Raw genomic sequence first — 19433 nt, 5'->3', positions numbered from 1 at the left:
AGATTTTTATAGGAATACATCATGCAGGACAATGCTATGTCAAAATGGTTATCGCCTCTGATGGCTTTCTGTTTATCCTTTCTTATTATTGCGACACTCGCACCGATAACAGGTATTCAGATTGACCGTCAGCTTGATTTCTGGATGTTGTGGTTAGCGACCATGCTAATACTGGCCCTTCCAGTCTGTTATCTGGAAATAGCGCTGGCGAAACGCTCAAAAACCACTGCACTACAGGCATTGTCGAGCCTTACCCGTGAAGCTGATAGTTCTCAGCGCTGGCGGATCGTCGGCTGGCTGGCGGTTGTATTTATTCCATTCCTTGCGGGTGCGATGCTCAATCATGCTTCTAATGTGATTGCAGTTGCCAATCTTGATGTTCAGCAGCCAGTGATTTTTGCGGTGCTGGCAATTGCTGCATTTGTTTTATCGCTGGTGCCACGTTTAATTCTGGTTGGGATCACTGCGATCGGCGTACTTGCATCTTTGATTATGGCGAATGTGATGGGAACTGAATTACCGGCTTGGCAAGTAACACCCGTCCAATTCGTAGAGTGGGGCAATGCCACTGTATTGGCTTTGGTGGCGAGTGGTCTAGGTATGGGGCTGTATTGGCAATCAAGTCTGGCTGTCGTAAAACAGCAGGATGTTGCGACTAAAACAGCCTTACCGATTTGGGTGGCGCAGCTATTAGCTATCATCGCCTTTGGTTTCTTTGCAGTAAAAGCTGAAATCCCTGCATTTGCTTTAATCGCAGCCATTGTCGCAGCCGCTGCTTTGCTTATGCAAATGGCACGTGAGCAATTACAGCAACGTCAAATGAATATCATCATTCAGTGGGCGATTGTGATCGCTGCCACCTTGGTCTGGTTAATTTCAAATGTTGCTCCAATTTTCAATAATCTGCTGATTCTTTGGGGACTGGTGATCAGTCTGATTTATGCCTTGTTTGCTGGCTGGATCATGAAAATCAGCCATTTGCGTAAATCGATGAACTTCAGCTCAGAAGCGGTGTATAACATCTGGCGTATCGCAGTTCGTATTGTCTTGCCAGTTTCAATTATTTTGGCCATTGTTGCTGTACTAGGACAATTTTTTTGATGACTGAGGCAATGATCTGGGTGGCCTATGCTACCCCGGAACAACAGTTTCATATTGCCGTACCTTTCCAGCCCGGCATGACCGCATTGGATGCAATTGAGCAAAGCGGAATCCGTGCACAGGTGGAATTGCCTGAACCTCTGAGTCTGGGTATTTTTGGCGTTAAGCTACAGGATCACACCCAGCCATTGGCAGTAGGGGATCGGGTAGAGATTTATCGTGCTTTAACCATTAATCCCAAGGATATTCGCCGTAAACGCGCTGAAAAGAATCCGGTGGGCCGTTATGCCAAAGGTAACCGTTTCAAGCAAAATAAATGTTCCGATTAGTGGAATGTGGCTTTATTGAACAGATGGTCTGATTATTTGATAAATCAATCTATTTAATTAAAAAAACCCCTGATCATACAGGGGTTTTTTTATGCAAAACCGATTATAGTGGTGGGGCATTTAAGATCGCTTCTTTGGAACCTGGTAGACCTGGCTGAGATTCTGGAATGGTTTCCAGACCTTCAATACGTTCTACGATACCAGACTGATTAAAGTAAATTTTTAGATGCTGGCCTTGGGCTGCTGGGATCTTGGCTTTTTTAGCATAGGTTCCTGGGGTATAGTTGTAGATGTAGTCCCAGCGTAGCGGATTGAGCGGATCAGATACTGTTGGACTACCGAGCAGGAAACGCACCTGTTGGTGGCTCATTCCTACCTGAATTTTAGAGGCTTGTGCTTGAGTTAAAGGTGTTCCTTGAGGAATATCAACTTTGTACACACCTAATGTCGAACAGCCGACAAGCAATGAAGTGACGAATAACGTCAGCATGATTTTTTGCATTTTGCTACACTATCCCAAATTAATTATGATGCATTTGATCCAAGGATAGATCATACTGCATCTAAACTTTGTTGCCTATTCCAACTTTGATTTTGTTGAGAGACCTTTTTACATGCCTATTTCAAACCAAGATTTACGAAAAGCTGGACTGAAAGTTACCCTTCCACGAATTAAAATATTAGAACTATTAGAAAACTCTAGACGGCATCACCTTAGCGCTGAAGACATTTATAAGACTTTACTCGAACAAGGGGAAGATGTGGGTCTTGCAACTGTGTATCGTGTGTTAACACAATTTGAGGCAGCAGGGATTATCGAGCGTCATAATTTTGAAAATAATCACTCAGTTTTTGAAATTATGCAGGAAGATCACCACGATCACTTGGTTTGTCAAAATTGCAACAAAGTCGTTGAATTTACGAATGATGTTATTGAACATGAACAACACGAAGTTGCGAAGAAATTTGGCTTTGCATTGACTGGTCATTCACTTAATCTTTATGGTTATTGTGACGCGCCTGAATGTCAGGAAGCTTACCGTAAGAAATAATTTAGCTTTAGGCTGAAATAAAAACAGGCTTTATTAAAAGCCTGTTTTTTTTATGCTTTGAAAATGATCAGGTTTGACCATCAAAAGTAATATTGGAATGCGCACGTAATAAATGCTCGCCACCTTCTTCTGACAGTTTGATTTGCAGACGCAGGTCGTTTGGTGAGTCAGCATGTTTTAGTGCATCTTTATAACTAATCTGCTTGGCCTTATACAGGTCATATAATGCCTGGTCGAAGGTTTGCATGCCCAGTTCACGTGAACGTTTCATCAAATCCTTGATTTCATGCACATCGCCTTTACGGATCAGATCCGCAATTAATGGCGAATTGATCAGGATTTCAATCGCTGCGCGGCGGCCATTGCCATCGATAGTTGGAATTAGCTGCTGTGCCACAATGGCTTTCATGTTCAGGGACAGATCCATAAACAACTGGCTGTGACGGTCGGCTTCGAAGAAGTGAATGATACGGTCGATGGCCTGGTTGGCGTTGTTGGCGTGCAGGGTCGCAAAAACCAGGTGACCGGTTTCCGCAAAGGCAATCGCATAGTCCATGGTTTCACGAGAACGGATCTCACCGATCAGAATCACATCTGGTGCCTGACGCAGGGTGTTTTTCAATGCGACTTCAAAGGAGTCAGTATCGATACCGACTTCGCGCTGAGTAATGATACAACCCTTATGCTGGTGCACAAATTCGATCGGGTCTTCAATAGTAATGATATGACCTTTGGAATTTTCATTACGGTAACCAATCAAAGAGGCGAGGGAAGTCGATTTACCAGTACCGGTTGCACCCACAAAAATAATGATTCCGCGTTTGGTCATTGCCAGTTCTTTTAGAATTGGCGGTAACTTCAGCTCATCCATGGTCGGAATGACGGTTTCAATACGGCGCAGTACCATGCCTGGCTGATCGCGTTGCTGGAATGCGCTGACACGGAAACGTGCTGATTTGTCCGGGTTGCTGATGGCGAAGTTACATTCGCGTGTGTCGGCAAATTCCTTGCGCTGCTTCTCGGTCATGATTGAGTTAAGTAACTGCCCCACAGCCGCGCCCGGTAATTTCACCGAGCCAATCGGTACAATCTGACCGTTAATTTTGATAGAGGGTTCAACGTCGGCTGTAATGAACAGATCCGAGGCCTTTTTCTCTACCATGTAGTTGAGTAAGCCGTTAAAGTCCATGATAAAACCCCAAAAAAAATTAATTATTTTTATAAGAATGATTCAGGCTGTTTTGCTGCAGTACGGGCGATTTGCGGACTGATAATCCCTTTTGATACCAGCGTTTTCAGGCTTTGATCCAGCGTGGTCATGCCATAGTTGGCACCGGTTTGAATCGCAGAGTACATCTGTGCCACTTTGTTTTCACGGATCAGGTTACGGATCGCCGGAATACCGATCATGATTTCGTGTGCAGCCACACGACCACCCCCATTTTTCTTCAATAGGGTTTGTGAAATAACGGCTTGTAGAGATTCTGACAACATGGCACGGACCATGTCTTTTTCTTCAGCAGGAAACACGTCAATCACACGGTCAATGGTTTTTGCCGCTGAGGTGGTATGCAGGGTACCGAAGACCAAATGACCGGTTTCCGCAGCAGTGAGTGCCAGACGGATGGTTTCAAGGTCACGCATCTCACCGACCAGAATAATATCCGGGTCTTCACGTAATGCAGAACGTAATGCTTCATTAAATCCATGCGTGTCACGATGCACTTCACGCTGGTTGATCAGACATTTTTTCGATTGGTGTACAAATTCGATTGGATCTTCGACGGTCAGGATATGGTCATAGCGGTTGTCATTGATATAGTCCAGCATTGCCGCAAGCGTCGTTGATTTACCCGAACCGGTTGGCCCTGTCACCAATACGATTCCACGTGGATATTCGCAGATATCTTTAAAGATCTGGCCCATACCTAGATCTTCAATGGTCAGTACTTTAGATGGAATGGTACGGAATACTGCGCCTGCACCGCGGTTCTGGTTAAATGCGTTCACACGGAAACGGGCCACACCTGGAACTTCAAATGAGAAGTCAGTTTCCAGATTTTCTTCATAATCACGGCGTTGCTTGTCATTCATGATGTCGTACACCAGTTTGTGTACTTCTTTATGTTCCAGTGCAGGCAGGTTGATGCGACGTACTTCCCCGTCCACACGAATCATGGGTGGCAAACCTGCTGATAAGTGTAAATCCGACGCACCATTTTTAGCAGAAAAGGCTAACAGTTCTGTAATATCCATAAGGTCCCCGAGTTCATTAAAATGTTATTTATTTTGCTAGAATAATAAGGCTTTCCCACAGCTTAACCAACACTTAGTTGATGAGCAAGGGAAAAAATCCCGCACGAAATGAGAACCCCATCAATGAATATGCTGCAACAGTCACGAAATCAGGTTTTAGCTCAGATCCAGTCCGCCTGCGCTCTGGCGGGGCGTGAGCCGGATTCGGTGCAACTTCTGGCCGTCTCCAAAACCCAGCCTAGCCCTGTGCTGGCAGAAATGTATCAGGCTGGTCAGCGTGCCTTTGGTGAAAACTATTTACAGGAAGCGCTGGAAAAAATCACAGCACTCAAAGACATGGATATTGAGTGGCATTTTATCGGTCATGTGCAGCGCAACAAAACCAAACATCTGGCAGAAAATTTTGCCTGGGTGCATGGGGTGGATCGTTTGATTATTGCTGAACGTTTATCTAATCAGCGTAGTGATTCTCAAGCTGCGCTTAATATCTGTCTGCAAGTCAATATTGATGGGCAGGATAGCAAGGACGGTTGTCAGCCTGAGGAAGTGGCTGATCTAGTAGCACAGATCAGTCAATTACCGAATTTGCGCTTACGTGGTTTGATGGTCATTCCTGCACCAGAAAATACTCAGGCTTTCGCAGATGCCAAAGCCTTGTTCGAAGAGGTCAAAAGTCATCATGCAAAACCTGAAGACTGGGATACTTTAAGTATGGGGATGTCTGCCGACATGACCGAGGCGATTGCAGCAGGTTCTACCATGGTGCGTGTAGGAACTGCCTTGTTTGGTGCACGTCCTAAAAAAGCGGACTGATGTATACAGACAATTGAATTTTGGGAAAGCGTTATTGCAGAGTAGTTGATAACGCTTTTTTTCTTTGGGGTTCCAGCCATTGGGCCATAAGCCAGGCAAAGAAAATTAAGCTGCACATGCTTATAAACAAGGATAAAACGGCACCTTCAAGACCATAATCAAGCGTTGCAGGAAAGCAGCCTAGAATAAAAAGTAGTAAAGGAAAATGGGTGACATAAAGTGTATAGGAGAAATTTGCAGATTGAGGCCAAACTGGTTGATATTGGCTTTGCTGATGTTGCAGCTGCACAATCCAGCAGACAAAGGCGAGTCCCATACACAGGTTAAACGGCACAAAATAATTTACACGATATAAGTCAGCCTGTTCAATGACATGAAACTGGTAAGCATCCGCACAGGCAATTATAAACGCCAAACCAAAGAGCACTAATTTAACGGGTTGTAGCTGACTCAAAAAGCGCAGCTGGATCTGCCGGAATGAACTGGCAAAGGCAACTAGCCAGAGCAGAAAATAAAACAGAAACTGAAAGTTCAGTATGGAAAGCCCTAGAAGCAAGATAAAAAAGCCAATTTTAGCGATTTCAGAATTTTTTAAAAAAGGCAGAAATCCGGCCAGCACATAAAACCAGACTTCAAAGCTCAGGCTCCAGAGCGGTGCATTGGCAGATACCGTCGGTGTAATAAAGCCATTAAGAAAGAATAAAGAACCCAAAAAATCCTGAGTACCAATGTTATAGGCAGTCCGGATCATCATGCCAAAACTGTTCTGGAACTCATGGCTATGTGAAGCAAAAAATGTAGGTGCTAGTGCATATAGAACTAGACTGAAAGCGGATGCAAACAGAAAGGGCGGTAAAATGCGGCGATAACGCTGCCGTATATACTGCCGCAGATTAAAATTTTCATGTTTTTGGATGTTGTTCTGAATCGAAGTCCCGATTAAAAAGCCACTGAGCACAAAAAAGATCATCACAGCAGCCTGGCCTAATAGACGTACCCAGGAATATAGGCTCAGATCAAAAGGTGCGATAAAAGCCTGAAAACTATGACTGAATAGCACCACAATGGCACTGATACCCCGCAAGCTCTCAAGCTGTAAGCTGAAATAGGGCGAGAGCTTGTTCGGGGTGGAGTTCATGCTTTAACCTATAATCTGAATAGTACTGGCACCGGCACCGACCGGTTTAACCTGAATCTGAACCGGAATCCGTTCATGCATCTCCTGTACATGTGAAATCAGCACCACTTTACGCCCCTGACTTTGTAAATGATCTAAAGCATTCATGACCATATGTAAGGAAGCCGGGTCTAAAGTACCAAAACCTTCATCAATAAATAGCGATTCCAGCTTCATAGAGCCGGAAGCCATATTGGCAATCGCTAAGGCCAGAGCCAGAGAGACCAGGAAAGTTTCACCGCCAGAGAGTGACAGGACAGGACGTACTTCACTGTTCATATCCAGATCGATAATCGCCAGACTTAAACTGTCTGGAATCCGGTACAGCTGATAACGCGGCGCCAGGGGCTGTAATTGCTGATTGGCATATTCGACCAGAATATCTAGATGATGTTCCTGCGCGATTTTCTGGAATTTGGTGCCTTCCTTATGGCCAATCAGGTCATAGATCCGGCCCCAACGATATTCTTCAGCTTTGACCTGTTCAATCTGATGCTGGTAACGTTGTAAGGTCGATTGGTTATTGGCATGTATTCTTAATTTGGTGGCTACTTCATTACAGGAATTTTCCTGTTCAGCTTTTTCCTGTGCCAGACTACTTAAGCGCAGTTCAACTTCTTCAAAGCTAAGTTCAGGCTTGGACTTCAAATGATGCTGATATTGTTCTTCCAGAATGTCCCAAGCCGTTTTGGCATTTTCAACCGCCTGATGTTGTGCCTGTAATTGCTGGCGAATTTGCTGATGCTGTTGCAAGTCAATATTCAGGCAATGCTGGATATGCTCGGCATCAAACGCAGGATGTGTATTTTGCCAGTCCTGAATAGATTGCTGGCATTGCTTGATCTGCTGTTCTAGTTGCTGAATCTGAGTGATGAAACTCTGTTTTTTCAGTTCAGCCTGTTGTAAACGCTGATCATGCTGCTGGGTCATCAGACTCTGTGCCCGTAACTGTTCATCCAACGCCTGTTGTTGTTGCTCCAAACGGTCACGCCATTCCTGTGCCTTAGGATAAATCTGTCCGGCATGGGTAAGGGTCAGGTGGTTGAGCTGTTCACGTAGCGCTTTACCCATATTCAGTGCCGTATTCATCTTTTGCTGTAACTGTGCATCATATTGCTGATGCAGGCTGAGCTGATCACGTGCTTTTTCAATCTGCTGATTTAAGCTTTGCATGTGAGTCTCTAGGGTTTTGAATTCCTGAGACTGTTTCTGACGTTGTTGTAGTTGTTGAGATAACTGCTGACAGCTTGATGAGACATCAGTAATCCAGGATTTCTGCAAGGATTCAGGCAGTAAATTAACAATCGGCTGAATCATTTGTTCTAACTGTGAATGCTGCTGTATGCTAAAACGTAGCTGATCCAGCTGTTGCTGTTGCTGACGCCATTGTTTCCAGTCACTTTGCTGATTTTGCAGGGTTTGTGCTAGCTGCTGTTGTTCTTGTTGAAGTTGAAGCACATGCTGACCAAGCTGTTGCTGCAAATGATCTGTACTCTGGCTTAAATCAAACAGCAAATCAAATTGCTGAAGATCCTGATTTAATTGAACCTTCTGCTGTTGTAGTGTCGTATTGAGCTGACTGCTGCGTTGCTGATGTTGCTCAATTAAGGTTTGTAGTTGAGATTGCTGGATTTGTGCTTGCTGATATGCCTGAGTCAGTTGCTGTAGTTTTTTCTGAGCTTCCTGAAGCTGCTGGTCATGTAGCTGTTGCAAAGCATTTTCTAGCAGTTCCTGATGCTGTACAAAAGGATGCTCATGACTGCCACAGACCATACAAGGCTCATTTGGTTTCAGCTGTGCACGTAATTCCTGCACACTTTGTGCCTGTAATAAACGTTGCTGAGCCAATACTTGTTGCAATTGTTCGAAGGCCTGTTCTGCTTCCTGACGTTGTTGCTGTAATTGAATAAGTTCAGTTTCTAGTTGCTTTAAGCGATCATGATGGCTTTTTAAGTCGCAATTTAATTGTAGGTTTTCAGCTTCTAAGCCAGCCATTTGCTGTACGGTTCGCATTAAAGCTTCAAGCTTCGAATGCTGGGTACTGAGTTGCTGTTGTTGGATCTGGAACTGTTGGACTTGCTGTTCAAGCTGGTCCAGATGAGTATAGCGCTGAGTGAATTCCTGCAAGCTGGCAGATAAAGCCTGTTGCTGCTGTTCCAGTTCAGTGCGGCTGGATTGGAAAAGTGCTGAGTGCTGCCGCATGAATTTCTGATGCAGTTCCTGATAATCCTGCAAGCGTTGTAAGGTTGCTTGTGGCTCGTCATCAAAAACTGCTAAGAAGCTGTGTTGTTCCAGTTGCCTTTGAATCTGATGGTACTGAGTCTGAACCTGTTGTAAACGTTGCTCAGTCTGCACCAGCTGATTCTGAACAGGCTGAATCTGCTGGGTTCTATAGGTCTGCTGTTCGGCTAAAAGCTGCTTATACTGCTCGCCAATCGATAGCATTTCATGATCCAGTTTGAGTCCTTGATCCAGATAAGGTTTGATCTTATGGAACTCTTGTTGCTGCTGTTGTTGCAGTTGCTGAATGTGCCGTAATTTGTGCTGTTCGCTATCACGCTGCTGCTGAACTGACGTGAATTCGGCAACAAAATTTTGTTGCTGAGTCAGTAAATGGCTACGCTGCTTCTGGAACTGATGTTGCTGGACAAACTGTTCCCGAATCTGCTGAAACTGATCCAGTTGATCTAATAACTTTTTTTGCGGTGCCATTTTCTGTTCAGCATCTAGCTGAACCGTATAGATTTCTTTTTTGGCCTGAATTTCAGTATAGAGATAATGCTGCTGGCGATGCCATTTCAGGTCATTTTCCAGTACTTTTTCGCTCTGGTTTAGATGCTCAACCACCTGTTTTAAAGTCGTGTGTTGCTGCTGTAGAGCAGCAATATCTTCTTCAGACAACAATTCCAGATGACCGATTAATTTTTCCAGATCAGCGCGTTTTTGCTTCACCTCACTGTGTTTTTCAAAGGCCTTCTGGCTGACCAGACTGAAAATCTGAGAATTGGTCAGATATTCAAGTAGATCAGCACGTTCATTATCTTTGGCTTTTAGAAAAGCGCCAACTTCGGACTGTGCCAATAAAACTGCACGAGTAAATTGCTCAAAACTCAAGCCGACCAGTTTTTCAATCAGCGGCGTGCATTCAGAAATTTTCTGATTCAACACGCGTTGATCATCCAGACAGGTAATAGCACGATCGACCTTTAAATTACCATCCACTTTCTGCCGGGCACGACGAATTTCCCAGCGTGCCGTATAGCGTTTCTGGTCTAGGGCAATAAATTCAAGCTCGGCAAAACCCTGTACGCAGCCACGGCGCAGAATATTTTTGGAGTCCTTGATTGAGACATCCTGACCACCTGCATCTTTCAGGCTACCTGTGGCGCCCTTTAAACGTGGAATTTCGTTATACAAGGCCAGGCACATGGCATCAAGCAGGGTGGATTTACCAGCACCGGTTTTTCCGGTAATTGCAATCAGGCCAGCATGTGCCAGTGGATTCGATTCAAAATCAATATGATGCGTACCAGCGAGAGAAGCGAGGTTATTTAGGCTCAGACGGATAATTTTCATGGCTGATCCTAAGCTTGTTGTTTTTGTGCAAGTTCATGTTGGGCTTCGACCAGTAACTGCTGAAAATCCTGCTGTACCGAATGATCCTGGCTATAGCCCATTTTTTCCCAGATATTGAAAAACAGCGATTCAGGCGTTGGTGGTGCCAAGTCAATTTTAGAGCTATCGGCCTGATCTTCTGCTTGTCGTTGATAAATCCGGCTGATGCGTAGCAGACGATAACGATTTGGCGGCAGTGCCTGTTCAATCTGCTGACGTAAATCTACTGGTGGCGGTGCATCAGTAGTGTATTCAATTTCCAGAAAATGTCGTGCTGCCAGATGCTCAATTTCCCCAGTCGGCTGTGCTTTTACTTTGCTGAGCAGATTTTCCAGATTTTCCCGAATTCTAAATAGCTCGACAGTACGAGGAACTTTCAGCGCTTCAAACTGAAAACGCTGTTCAGCATTTTGTTCAGGATCGATTCTGACTTCAACAACCTGATGCGAATAGTTGATCTCACTAAAGGATAGGGGAATTGGGGAGCCACTATAGCGAATATGCGGCTGACCGACTTTCTGCGGTTTATGCAGATGTCCCAGAGCGACATAGTCAATGACTTCATCAAATAGCGCCGTTGAGAGAGCCTCTTCATTGCCGACAATAATGGGGCGTTCGGAATCGGAAGTTTCACCGCCTTGCATATGTGCATGTGACATAAGAATCAGTGCCTGATGTGGCTGCTTACGTGCTTTGGCTTCGGCAATCAACTGTTGGTGCAGATAGCTGATGGCATTCTGGCTATTATGGGTATGTTCATTAATACCGGTAATCTCGGCACTACGCAAATAAGGCAGGGTTAGGCACCAGGCAATAATCTCTAGCTGCTGGTCATAAATCGGAACCAGTAAACGATCCAGATCAAGAGCATTGTCCGCAGTCCGGCCGACAATACCCACCGCTTTAGCATTGAATTTGGTCAATAAAGGTTGGACCTGTTCAATCCGGTAACCTGAATCATGGTTGCCAGCAATCATCAGGGTTTGCATATGCGGTGCCAGTTCATGGGCATCGGCAAGGAATTGATAAAGCTGTCTTTGGGCACTGGAAGCGGGATTGATGACATCAAAAATATCACCAGCAATCAGTAGGGCATGTGGCTGTTTTTCCTTGATTTGTTCAAGAAGCCATTTCAGGAATTGTGCATGTTCAAATTCACGGTCATGGTTATGGAAAAATTGTCCCAAATGCCAATCAGAAGTATGTAGAAAATGAACTGCCATGTATACCCACCTTTATTTTTGCCTTCTTACTATAGAAAAAAGCCTAGCTAAAAATCTACTTGAAAAAAATATTTTGATCTATTTCATTGCTACACTTCATTGAAACTATTTTCAGCGTAATTTTGAATATAAGAATAATACTTGTGAAATCAATAAAATATGATGTTTATATATAAAGTATTGAATACAGCGTTTTTATTTTAAATCTTACTTCAGGCAATTTCATAACATCTGAATAGCAGAACCAATATTTTTATAAAAATTGCTAAAAACAGACTTGAAAAACTACAGGAAATCATTATTTTATGCTGCATAAGAAGCTAATAAAGATTGGCAGGCGAATTGTTAAAAACGGTTCGTCCAAAAAATAAAAACCGACGATTCGAGTGATGATGAAATCGTCGGTCAAAGATTTGTGTATAGTGAAAATTTTGGCTGCTATTCAAAATTTTCTAAAACACTGGACTTATTGCTTTAGCAAAGAGAACGAAAATTTGTGGATGCCAGTCCAAATTTCCGAACCTTGTACCCTATATAACGTCAGCATCTCGCTTTAGGTTGACAATAAAATGAAAAAAAAATTAATTTTTTTTATACTAGTTGATTAATCGTCCTTGAGTCCTGCTAATGGTGTCTCTAACTCGCTATTTTCTCTGGTTTTTCTTCCTATGCTTTATTTTTACCTGCATTTGCGGGGTTGTGGCGGCGTTAATGCCGACTGGCATGGGCGCAGTATTAACCATTGTGCCTTATCTGGTGGCGATGATCTGGGTACTATTTAAATTTTTAAAAAAGGAGCAACGGGCGCCCACCCAGGCAGAGCGTAAAAAGTTTACCTTAGGATTCAGCCTGATTTATTGGGGTTATAACCTGGTGTTTTTAATTCTAGGAATTGCTATTGCGACGCGTTCCAATCCGAATGCCTGGCAGGACTTTTTACTATATCTGCAACAGCCACAATTTATGAGCATTGTCGTGATCATGTTCCTGCTCATCGCGATTCCGCTTTATCTGCTGACCTACTGGTTTTACGGCAAACAGGCACAGCGTATGGCAGCAAAAATTTTTAGCTAAGATTTTAACTCTTTATATCAAAATCGTTGAGATTAAATTCAAAAAGCTAAATCAGGCTGATAGAAAATCAGACGTTTTCTGTATAGCCTGATAACAATTCCTTATTTATCGATCCAGCCTACTTCATCTAACATTTTGATTTATGAGTGACGTATAATTTGAGCAATACAATAATAATGGCTCAGAATAACCATGTATAAACCTGTAGTCCTCATGACAGGCGCCAGCGGTTTTATTGGCAGCCATCTGGTGAAATTTTTACTGGCTCGTGATTATGCGGTAATCGGCCTGACCCGGCAGAAAAAATTGCGAGAAGAGCATCCTGATTTTCACTGGATTAATGATCTGGAAGAATTGAAAAATCATCAGATTGACTATGTGATTAATCTGGCTGGTGAAAGTATTGGTCAGGGTCGCTGGACAGCCGCACGGAAAAAGAAATTGCTGGACAGTCGGTTAAATACCACCAAGCAGTTATATGACTATCTAGAAGAAAATCAGATCAAGCCTAAACGTATTATTTCGACTTCAGCGGTCGGCTACTACGGAATCGATCCGCAAGAACGCTGGGATACTGTATGTACTGAACAAAGTCCACCACAATCCATTTTTATGTCAGAACTGTGTGAGAAGTGGGAAAAACTGGCCTTGTCCTATACCGGGCAGGACACCAAAATTGTTCGCTTTGCTGTGGTGTTCGGTCAAGGGGGCGGGATTCTTCCGCAGATGTTATTGCCAATTAAACTGAATATATTTGGCCGGATTGGCCATGGGCGCCAGCCGGTGACCTGGGTACATCTACAGGATGTCATGCGGGCGATCGAATTCCTGATGCAGCAGCCGACCCAGCAACAGGTATTTAATGTGGTTGCACCTGAAAAAGTCAGTCAAGCGCAATTTGTCCGGATCGCAGCACAGGTGCTGAAACGTAAACCTTTATTACCCTTACCAGCTTGTAGTATGAAAATGATGCTAGGTGAACAGTCACAACTGATTCTGAATGGTCAATACGTTCAGCCCAGAGCTTTGCAGGAAGCCGGATTTGAATTTAATTATCCAACCCTGAAAGAAGCGCTAATTGATATTTTAAACCATTAAAGAATGCAGCTGTAAGCGCTGTATCGGACTATAAGGCTGTGGATCTACAATGGTCGGTTGTTCCAGAATTAACTGAGACAGGAATTTTCCAGAAGCAGCACCCATACATAAGCCATTACGGAACTGGCCAAAATTGGTCCAGAGATTGTTCAGATGCGGAATTTTGCCGATATAAGGAATGCCATCAGGGGAGCTTGGTCGTAGACCAGCCCACTGTTTCACAATTGGGAAATCAGCCAGTTCTGGCACCATCTCCAGACAGGCTTCCAAAATATTCTGACGGATTTCAGCAGAAGGCGAAGTATCAAAACCGACCTGACGCATGCTGGAACCACACAGCACATGACCATCACGACGTGGAATCAGATACATGACCTTGTTCATGCACATGGTTGGTAGCCAGTTTTCTGGCGTTTTAAAGAGCAACATCTGGCCTTGAACCGGATGAACTGGAATGTCCAGACCGAGCTGTTCAGACCAGCGTGCAGACCATGCACCGGTGGCAATGACGAACTGATCTGCTTTAAAGCTCAGGCCATTTTTAGTGGAAACACTGTGTACATGATCTTGCTGGATATTTAGCTGACTAATATTGCAATGCTCTTGCCAAGTGACACGCGGATGCTGTTTAAGGTAAGCAATAATGGACTGTAACAGTCGCGGATTGCGGATATTGGAAAGTTCTGGAAAATAGATCGCCTGTTTAAATTTCGGATCTACTTTGGAATTGATTTGCTGGATTTGAGGCTGATTCAGATATTCGGCATGTTGCTGTGGATCCTGATATTGCTCGGCATAGCGCAGTCCGATTTCAAAATCCGTTTCATCAAAAATCAGCATACCGGTTTCATGGATCTGGAAATCAATCCCGGTAATCGGTTGCAGTTTCTGGTTCCAGGCTTGATACAAGGGTTTGGCATGGCGGGCGAGGGCATTAACGGCATCGGGATAACGCCAAGGATACATCGGGGAGAGGATGCCGCCTCCGGCCCAAGAGGCTGCCTGTCCAGCCGCTTGTTGATCAAAAATCGTAATGGAACATCCCTGTTCAAGCAATTCCAGAGCTGACATCAAGCCGGTAATGCCTGCTCCGATAATGGCGATATGCATTGCGCCAAGGTCCTTCTATTTTATTTCATGTCTTTCAGTTTGAGCGCCGCTTCTTCCGCGAAGTAAGTCCAGATACCATCTGCGCCGGCACGACGGCAGCACATCAGGGACTCTAGAATTACACTATCAGATAACCAGCCATTCTGAATTGCAGCAGCCAGCATGGCATATTCACCACTAACCTGATAAATAAAGGTGGGTATACCGAAGGTATCTTTGACTTCACGAACCACATCCAGATACGGCATTCCCGGTTTAACAATCACCATATCTGCACCTTCTTGGATATCCAGTGCAATTTCATGCAATGCTTCGGCACGGTTAGCGAAATCCATTTGGTAATTGTATTTATTACCGCCTTTCAGGTTGCTGGCAGAACCAACCGCATCACGGAATGGGCCATAGAAGCTAGATGCATATTTGGCTGAATAGGCCATAATAGAGGTATAGATATGGCCATTCTGTTCAAAGGCCTGACGAATTGCACCGATGCGGCCATCCATCATGTCACTTGGCGCGACAATATCAGCTCCGGCTTCTGCATGGCTTAAAGTCTGCTTGATCAGCGCTTCAACCGTTTCATCATTCAGGACATAGCCGGTTTCATCAATGATGCCGTCTTGGCCATGCGTGGTATAAGGATCTAGCGCGCCGTCGGTGATCAGCACCATTTCCGGTAATTCTTTTTTCAGCAGACGAACGGTCTTCTGTACCAGACCATCTTCATGCCAAGCCGCTTCTGCGGTCAGGCTTTTATCTTCTTGGGGTGTAACCGGGAACAGCGCCAGCTTATTGACACCTAGTTCGAGCAAACGTTCTGATTTTTTTAACAACAAGTCAGCAGACAAACGCTGCACATTTGGCATACTTGGAATGTCTTGGGTCTGGTTTTGTCCCGAAAGCACAAATACTGGATAAATCAAGTGATCAGCACTGAGATGGGTTTCACGTACCATAGAACGTAAATGCTCATTTTTACGAATACGACGCATGCGAGTTGCAGGAAACGCGGGACGATTGAACGTATAGGTCATAAAAATCTCAGTAATCAGTATTAAACTAGGCCCCTATTGTAACCCTATCTGAATTTTTTGGGCATAAATTAGCGGTTTTTTATTGTTGTAGCTTCGGGCAGACTTATGACTAAGACAGAAAGAAATTGGACAGGTAATATACATTTAGGTGCAAAAGTGGATATTGAAGTAGTCTTAAACCAGTTGGTACACGCTTTTAATACCTCTCCTTTTTTTAAGCATAATGGCATGACCATGCGGGTGGTCGATGGTCAGATCGAAGCATATGTTGAAATGCAGGATTTCATGATTGGAAATGTGGCATTTCAGATTCTGCATGGTGGTCTTGCAGCGACCATACTCGACAGTATTGGCGGAATTGTGGCGATGGGTGAGCTGTACAAGAAAGCTGAACCGGAAACTATTGCCGATACGATTAAAAAGGTATCACGTCTGGCGACGGTAGATATGCGCGTGGATTATCTGGCGCCCGGTCGTGGCAAATATTTTATTGCCCGTGCAGAAACCTTACGTTTGGGGCGTAAGGGTTGCACCATGCGCATGACCATGGTCAATGATAATGACAAGCCGATTGCTACAGCGATTGCTTCATATGCCTATTAATTAAGTTTATCTCCTCGATCCTGGCTTACTCTGAGCCCGAACTAAGCCCTTATTCCTGGAATAGGGGCTTAGCTTTTTAAACTTCCGAGTAATATTTTTTTGCATATTTTCTAATTTTTATTATTAGAATGCATGAAAATTAAATTAATACGGCTTTCTCATTTTACCCATTGATCAATAAACGGGATATGAATCTATTATACATTCATGTCAGTGCTGGTCAGTGTGGCTGCGTGACCAAGTCTGTTGGATTTAGGAAAAAATCAATGACAGATGTACAAGACACCCTGCCAGAAAACGCATCAGATGCAACTTCGGATCAAGCTTTAAAAAATAAACGTAAAAAAGCCCTGAGTATTGTTACCCTCCTCATGGTGATTGCACTGGTGTTGTTTCTGGTTTGGAAATTCTTCCTGAACAATTCGGTCAGTACTGAAAATGCTTATGTGGGGGCCGAAACGGCTTCTATTACGTCTATGGTGAGTGGTCAGGTCGCTGAAGTATTGGTTCATGATACACAAGCGGTCAAACAGGGCGATATCCTGGCCAAAATCGATGACCGTGATGCCAAAATTGCAGTGGCTCAGGCACATGCAGAGCTAACCAAAGCCAAGCGCCAGTACAAACAGACTGCGGCCAATAGCGGGGCTTTAAGCTCACAAATTGGGGTTAGTGATGATGCAATTCGCAGTGCCGAAGCTCAGCTCGCTCAAGCTCAGGCAGCCTTGCATAAAGCACAAGATGAATATACGCGTCGTGAAAAACTCAGTGCGAGCGGTGCAGTGTCTAAAGAAGAACTCAGTACCGCACAATCTGCATTGGATACGGCCAAAGCCGGCGTAGCTTCTGCTGAAGCGGGTCTGGCACAAGCAAGATCCAGTCAGAAAGCCGCACAAAGCAATTTAGCGGCGAATGAAGCTTTGATTCAAGGTGCGAATGAAAACTCAACGCCTGATGTACTCGTGGCTGAAGCCAAACTGAAACAGGCCGAGCTAGACTTAGAACGTACTGTAATTAAAGCACCTTTTGATGGGGTGGTTTCACGCCGTTCAATTCAGGTGGGTCAACGTGTTGCGCCAGGTACAATGCTGATGATGGTCGTACCAGTAGATCAGCTCTATGTCGATGCCAACTTTAAGGAAAGCCAGCTGGAAAACGTCCGTGTCGGTCAAAAAGCTGAACTGACGTCTGATCTGTATGGTAAATCGGTGAAATACCACGGCACCGTAGTTGGCTTCTCTGGCGGTACAGGTTCAGCCTTTGCTTTGATCCCGGCTCAGAATGCCACAGGCAACTGGATCAAAGTGGTACAGCGTTTGCCAGTCCGTATTCAGCTAGATCCGAAAGAACTGGCCGAGCATCCGCTACGTGTGGGTCTGTCGATGGAAGCTGAAATCCAATTTAAGAAGTAATTCCCGATGAATAAATATGTTCCATATGGGAATCTGACCGGCGGCAAGCTGATGCTGGCGGCCTTTGTGCTGGCATTGGCTAATTTCATGGTCGTGCTGGACATGACCATTGCCAATGTCTCGGTGCCGCATATTACCGGTAGTCTGGCAGTGTCCAGCTCGCAAGGCACCTGGGTCATTACGTCTTATGCAGTTGCAGAAGCGATCTGTGTACCTTTGACAGGCTGGCTGGCGGGTCGCTTTGGTAGTGTTCGACTCTTTGGTGTCTGCTTGCTCGGCTTTACCATTTTTTCAATTCTGTGCGGGATTTCGACCAGTCTGGAAATGTTGGTGTTTTGCCGGATCGGGCAGGGGCTGTTTGGCGGCCCGATTATGCCCCTCAGTCAGACTCTATTGCTACGCATCTTCCCACCTGAAAAGCAATCTCAGGCGATGGGCATGTGGGCGATGACCACTGTTGTTGGTCCAATTCTTGGTCCAATTCTCGGTGGTACCATCAGCGATAATCTGTCTTGGCATTGGATTTTCTTTATCAATATACCAGTGGGACTGTTCTGTGGCCTGGCTGCATTGAAGCTATTAAAGCCAGCAGAAACTGAAACCAATGCATTGAAGATTGATAAGGGTGGTTTATTCTTACTGATTCTTTGGATTGGTGCGCTACAGTTGATGCTAGATCTCGGTCATGAACATGATTGGTTTAGCAGCTCCTTTATCGGCACATTGGCAGTGATTGCTGTGGTCGGTTTAATCATCTTTACCATTTGGGAACTGACCGAACGGCATCCGATTGTAGATATCCGGATTTTCCGATATCGCGGGTTTACCTTTGCTGTGCTGTCGTTGGCCTTTGCCTTCGGTGCTTTCTTTTCCAGTATTGTTCTTATTCCGCAATGGGTGCAGATTAATCTCGGCTATACCGCCACTTGGGCAGGTTATTTAACCGCGACCATGGGTTTTGGCAGTCTATTGATGTCACCGATTGTGGCAAAGATGGCAACCAAATATGACCAGCGCATTTTGGCCAGTTTTGGTTTGACCTTGCTTGCCGTGGTCACCTTAATGCGGGCTTTCTGGACTACGGATGCGGATTTTATGGCATTGGCCTGGCCGCAGATTCTGCAAGGTTTCGCGGTGCCATTCTTCTTCATTCCACTTTCCAATATGGCGTTGGCCTCAGTACAGCCGCAGGAAATGGCTTCAGCTGCTGGTTTGATGAACTTTCTGCGAACTATGGCTGGAGCGATCGGGGCTTCAATTGCAGTCACGATCTGGGATGATCACAGTAAAGTGGCCCGCAGTGAGCTGGTAGGTAAACTGAATGTCGAAGAAACCCAGAATACCTTAATGGCACAGGGCATGAGTTCGGACAGTGCCTTGGGTTATATTTCCAGTCTGGTGGATAAAGAAGCATTAACGCTGTCTGCCAATCACCTGTTTTTAATACTGGCGATGGTCTTTATTTTTGCTGCCTTCATCGTCTGGTTGGCACCACGACCGAAAGCGGATGTGGGTGGAATGCCATCACATTAATAT

The 19433-nt window shown here is 44.7% G+C and carries 17 protein-coding genes; 9 read left to right on the top strand and 8 right to left on the bottom strand.

From position 1 onward, the window contains the following. The first annotated feature begins 21 nt into the window (after positions 1–21). A complete protein-coding gene (locus B3J29_RS06265) occupies positions 22–1101 on the top strand; it encodes a hypothetical protein (protein WP_286964623.1) in 1080 nt (359 codons plus the stop codon). Continuing rightward, complete coding sequence (locus B3J29_RS06260; RefSeq protein ID WP_214001515.1) at positions 1101–1430, top strand: RnfH family protein; 330 nt, start codon at positions 1101–1103, stop codon at positions 1428–1430. Before B3J29_RS06265 ends, B3J29_RS06260 begins: the two co-directional genes overlap by 1 nt. A 103-nt stretch (positions 1431–1533) precedes the next feature. On the opposite strand, the gene B3J29_RS06255 is transcribed toward B3J29_RS06260, so the two are convergent. Then, the gene (locus B3J29_RS06255) at positions 1534–1932 is read right to left on the bottom strand and encodes an outer membrane protein assembly factor BamE (protein ID WP_004783238.1); all 399 of its coding nucleotides are present in this window, start codon (positions 1930–1932) and stop codon (positions 1534–1536) included. 112 nt (positions 1933–2044) lie between these two features. On the opposite strand from B3J29_RS06255, the gene fur reads away from it, so the two are divergent. Further along, the gene (gene fur, locus B3J29_RS06250) at positions 2045–2482 is read left to right on the top strand and encodes a ferric iron uptake transcriptional regulator (RefSeq protein WP_004783237.1); all 438 of its coding nucleotides are present in this window, start codon (positions 2045–2047) and stop codon (positions 2480–2482) included. Between the two features lie 67 nt (positions 2483–2549). Here the strand turns inward: fur and B3J29_RS06245 are convergent, their stop codons facing one another. Then, positions 2550–3671 carry a PilT/PilU family type 4a pilus ATPase gene (locus B3J29_RS06245; RefSeq protein WP_004783234.1) on the bottom strand — a complete coding sequence of 374 codons (1122 nt, stop codon included), beginning with the start codon at positions 3669–3671 and terminating at the stop codon, positions 2550–2552. A gap of 29 nt (positions 3672–3700) precedes the next feature. Then, positions 3701–4738: a type IV pilus twitching motility protein PilT gene (locus B3J29_RS06240; protein WP_286964620.1), complete on the bottom strand. Its 1038-nt coding sequence runs from the start codon at positions 4736–4738 to the stop codon at positions 3701–3703. A gap of 123 nt (positions 4739–4861) precedes the next feature. Here B3J29_RS06240 and B3J29_RS06235 point away from each other — a divergent pair, with 123 nt between their 5' ends. Continuing rightward, positions 4862–5551 carry a YggS family pyridoxal phosphate-dependent enzyme gene (locus B3J29_RS06235; protein ID WP_286964619.1) on the top strand — a complete coding sequence of 230 codons (690 nt, stop codon included), beginning with the start codon at positions 4862–4864 and terminating at the stop codon, positions 5549–5551. A gap of 31 nt (positions 5552–5582) precedes the next feature. On the opposite strand, the gene B3J29_RS06230 is transcribed toward B3J29_RS06235, so the two are convergent. Genes B3J29_RS06230 through B3J29_RS06220 form a run of 3 tightly spaced genes read right to left on the bottom strand, consistent with a single transcriptional unit; the run spans position 5583 to position 11566 of the window. Further along, positions 5583–6689: an acyltransferase family protein gene (locus tag B3J29_RS06230; protein ID WP_286964617.1), complete on the bottom strand. Its 1107-nt coding sequence runs from the start codon at positions 6687–6689 to the stop codon at positions 5583–5585. A gap of 3 nt (positions 6690–6692) precedes the next feature. Beyond that, complete coding sequence (locus B3J29_RS06225) at positions 6693–10304, bottom strand: AAA family ATPase (RefSeq protein ID WP_286964616.1); 3612 nt, start codon at positions 10302–10304, stop codon at positions 6693–6695. A gap of 8 nt (positions 10305–10312) precedes the next feature. Continuing rightward, entirely contained in the window at positions 10313–11566 is a 1254-nt protein-coding gene (locus B3J29_RS06220) for an exonuclease SbcCD subunit D (protein ID WP_261634964.1), read from the bottom strand. A 627-nt stretch (positions 11567–12193) separates the two neighbouring features. On the opposite strand from B3J29_RS06220, the gene B3J29_RS06215 reads away from it, so the two are divergent. Both B3J29_RS06215 and B3J29_RS06210 read left to right on the top strand, forming a co-directional pair. Beyond that, on the top strand, positions 12194–12640 hold the full coding sequence (locus B3J29_RS06215) for an ABZJ_00895 family protein (protein ID WP_261634963.1): 447 nt from the start codon (positions 12194–12196) through the stop codon (positions 12638–12640). Between the two features lie 192 nt (positions 12641–12832). Continuing rightward, a complete protein-coding gene (locus tag B3J29_RS06210; RefSeq protein WP_261634962.1) occupies positions 12833–13738 on the top strand; it encodes a TIGR01777 family oxidoreductase in 906 nt (301 codons plus the stop codon). Here the strand turns inward: B3J29_RS06210 and thiO are convergent. Both thiO and hemB read right to left on the bottom strand, forming a co-directional pair. Next, positions 13727–14848, bottom strand: coding sequence for a glycine oxidase ThiO (gene thiO, locus B3J29_RS06205; RefSeq protein WP_261634961.1), 1122 nt, complete (start codon positions 14846–14848; stop codon positions 13727–13729). The genes B3J29_RS06210 and thiO overlap by 12 nt on opposite strands. 20 nt (positions 14849–14868) lie before the next feature. Beyond that, a complete protein-coding gene (gene hemB, locus B3J29_RS06200; protein WP_261634960.1) occupies positions 14869–15882 on the bottom strand; it encodes a porphobilinogen synthase in 1014 nt (337 codons plus the stop codon). 105 nt (positions 15883–15987) lie between these two features. On the opposite strand from hemB, the gene B3J29_RS06195 reads away from it, so the two are divergent. The 3 genes from B3J29_RS06195 (at position 15988) to B3J29_RS06185 (ending at position 19430) form a co-directional block, all read left to right on the top strand. After that, positions 15988–16485, top strand: coding sequence for a thioesterase family protein (locus tag B3J29_RS06195; RefSeq protein ID WP_261634959.1), 498 nt, complete (start codon positions 15988–15990; stop codon positions 16483–16485). A 266-nt stretch (positions 16486–16751) separates the two neighbouring features. Then, positions 16752–17897 carry an HlyD family efflux transporter periplasmic adaptor subunit gene (locus B3J29_RS06190; RefSeq protein ID WP_261634958.1) on the top strand — a complete coding sequence of 382 codons (1146 nt, stop codon included), beginning with the start codon at positions 16752–16754 and terminating at the stop codon, positions 17895–17897. Between the two features lie 6 nt (positions 17898–17903). Beyond that, the gene (locus tag B3J29_RS06185; protein WP_261634957.1) at positions 17904–19430 is read left to right on the top strand and encodes a DHA2 family efflux MFS transporter permease subunit; all 1527 of its coding nucleotides are present in this window, start codon (positions 17904–17906) and stop codon (positions 19428–19430) included. Positions 19431–19433 lie beyond the last annotated feature (3 nt).

This window comes from Acinetobacter sp. UBA5984 (assembly GCF_002429925.1).
Taxonomy (GTDB): domain Bacteria; phylum Pseudomonadota; class Gammaproteobacteria; order Pseudomonadales; family Moraxellaceae; genus Acinetobacter; species Acinetobacter variabilis.
Note: the sequence above shows the minus strand (reverse complement) of the source record. Positions and strands in the feature narration are given on the sequence as shown.

Excerpts from the sequence above, each read along its gene's own strand:
- B3J29_RS06260 (WP_214001515.1), top strand. The coding sequence starts at position 1,101 with ATGACTGAGGCAATGATCTGGGTGGCCTATGCTACCCCGGAACAACAG.
- B3J29_RS06235 (WP_286964619.1), top strand. The coding sequence starts at position 4,862 with ATGAATATGCTGCAACAGTCACGAAATCAGGTTTTAGCTCAGATCCAG.
- fur (WP_004783237.1), top strand. The coding sequence starts at position 2,045 with ATGCCTATTTCAAACCAAGATTTACGAAAAGCTGGACTGAAAGTTACC.
- B3J29_RS06225 (WP_286964616.1), bottom strand. The coding sequence starts at position 10,304 with ATGAAAATTATCCGTCTGAGCCTAAATAACCTCGCTTCTCTCGCTGGT.
- B3J29_RS06185 (WP_261634957.1), top strand. The coding sequence starts at position 17,904 with ATGAATAAATATGTTCCATATGGGAATCTGACCGGCGGCAAGCTGATG.
- thiO (WP_261634961.1), bottom strand. The coding sequence starts at position 14,848 with ATGCATATCGCCATTATCGGAGCAGGCATTACCGGCTTGATGTCAGCT.
- B3J29_RS06240 (WP_286964620.1), bottom strand. The coding sequence starts at position 4,738 with ATGGATATTACAGAACTGTTAGCCTTTTCTGCTAAAAATGGTGCGTCG.
- hemB (WP_261634960.1), bottom strand. The coding sequence starts at position 15,882 with ATGACCTATACGTTCAATCGTCCCGCGTTTCCTGCAACTCGCATGCGT.
- B3J29_RS06255 (WP_004783238.1), bottom strand. The coding sequence starts at position 1,932 with ATGCAAAAAATCATGCTGACGTTATTCGTCACTTCATTGCTTGTCGGC.
- B3J29_RS06190 (WP_261634958.1), top strand. The coding sequence starts at position 16,752 with ATGACAGATGTACAAGACACCCTGCCAGAAAACGCATCAGATGCAACT.
- B3J29_RS06195 (WP_261634959.1), top strand. The coding sequence starts at position 15,988 with ATGACTAAGACAGAAAGAAATTGGACAGGTAATATACATTTAGGTGCA.
- B3J29_RS06210 (WP_261634962.1), top strand. The coding sequence starts at position 12,833 with ATGTATAAACCTGTAGTCCTCATGACAGGCGCCAGCGGTTTTATTGGC.
- B3J29_RS06245 (WP_004783234.1), bottom strand. The coding sequence starts at position 3,671 with ATGGACTTTAACGGCTTACTCAACTACATGGTAGAGAAAAAGGCCTCG.
- B3J29_RS06230 (WP_286964617.1), bottom strand. The coding sequence starts at position 6,689 with ATGAACTCCACCCCGAACAAGCTCTCGCCCTATTTCAGCTTACAGCTT.
- B3J29_RS06220 (WP_261634964.1), bottom strand. The coding sequence starts at position 11,566 with ATGGCAGTTCATTTTCTACATACTTCTGATTGGCATTTGGGACAATTT.
- B3J29_RS06215 (WP_261634963.1), top strand. The coding sequence starts at position 12,194 with ATGGTGTCTCTAACTCGCTATTTTCTCTGGTTTTTCTTCCTATGCTTT.
- B3J29_RS06265 (WP_286964623.1), top strand. The coding sequence starts at position 22 with ATGCAGGACAATGCTATGTCAAAATGGTTATCGCCTCTGATGGCTTTC.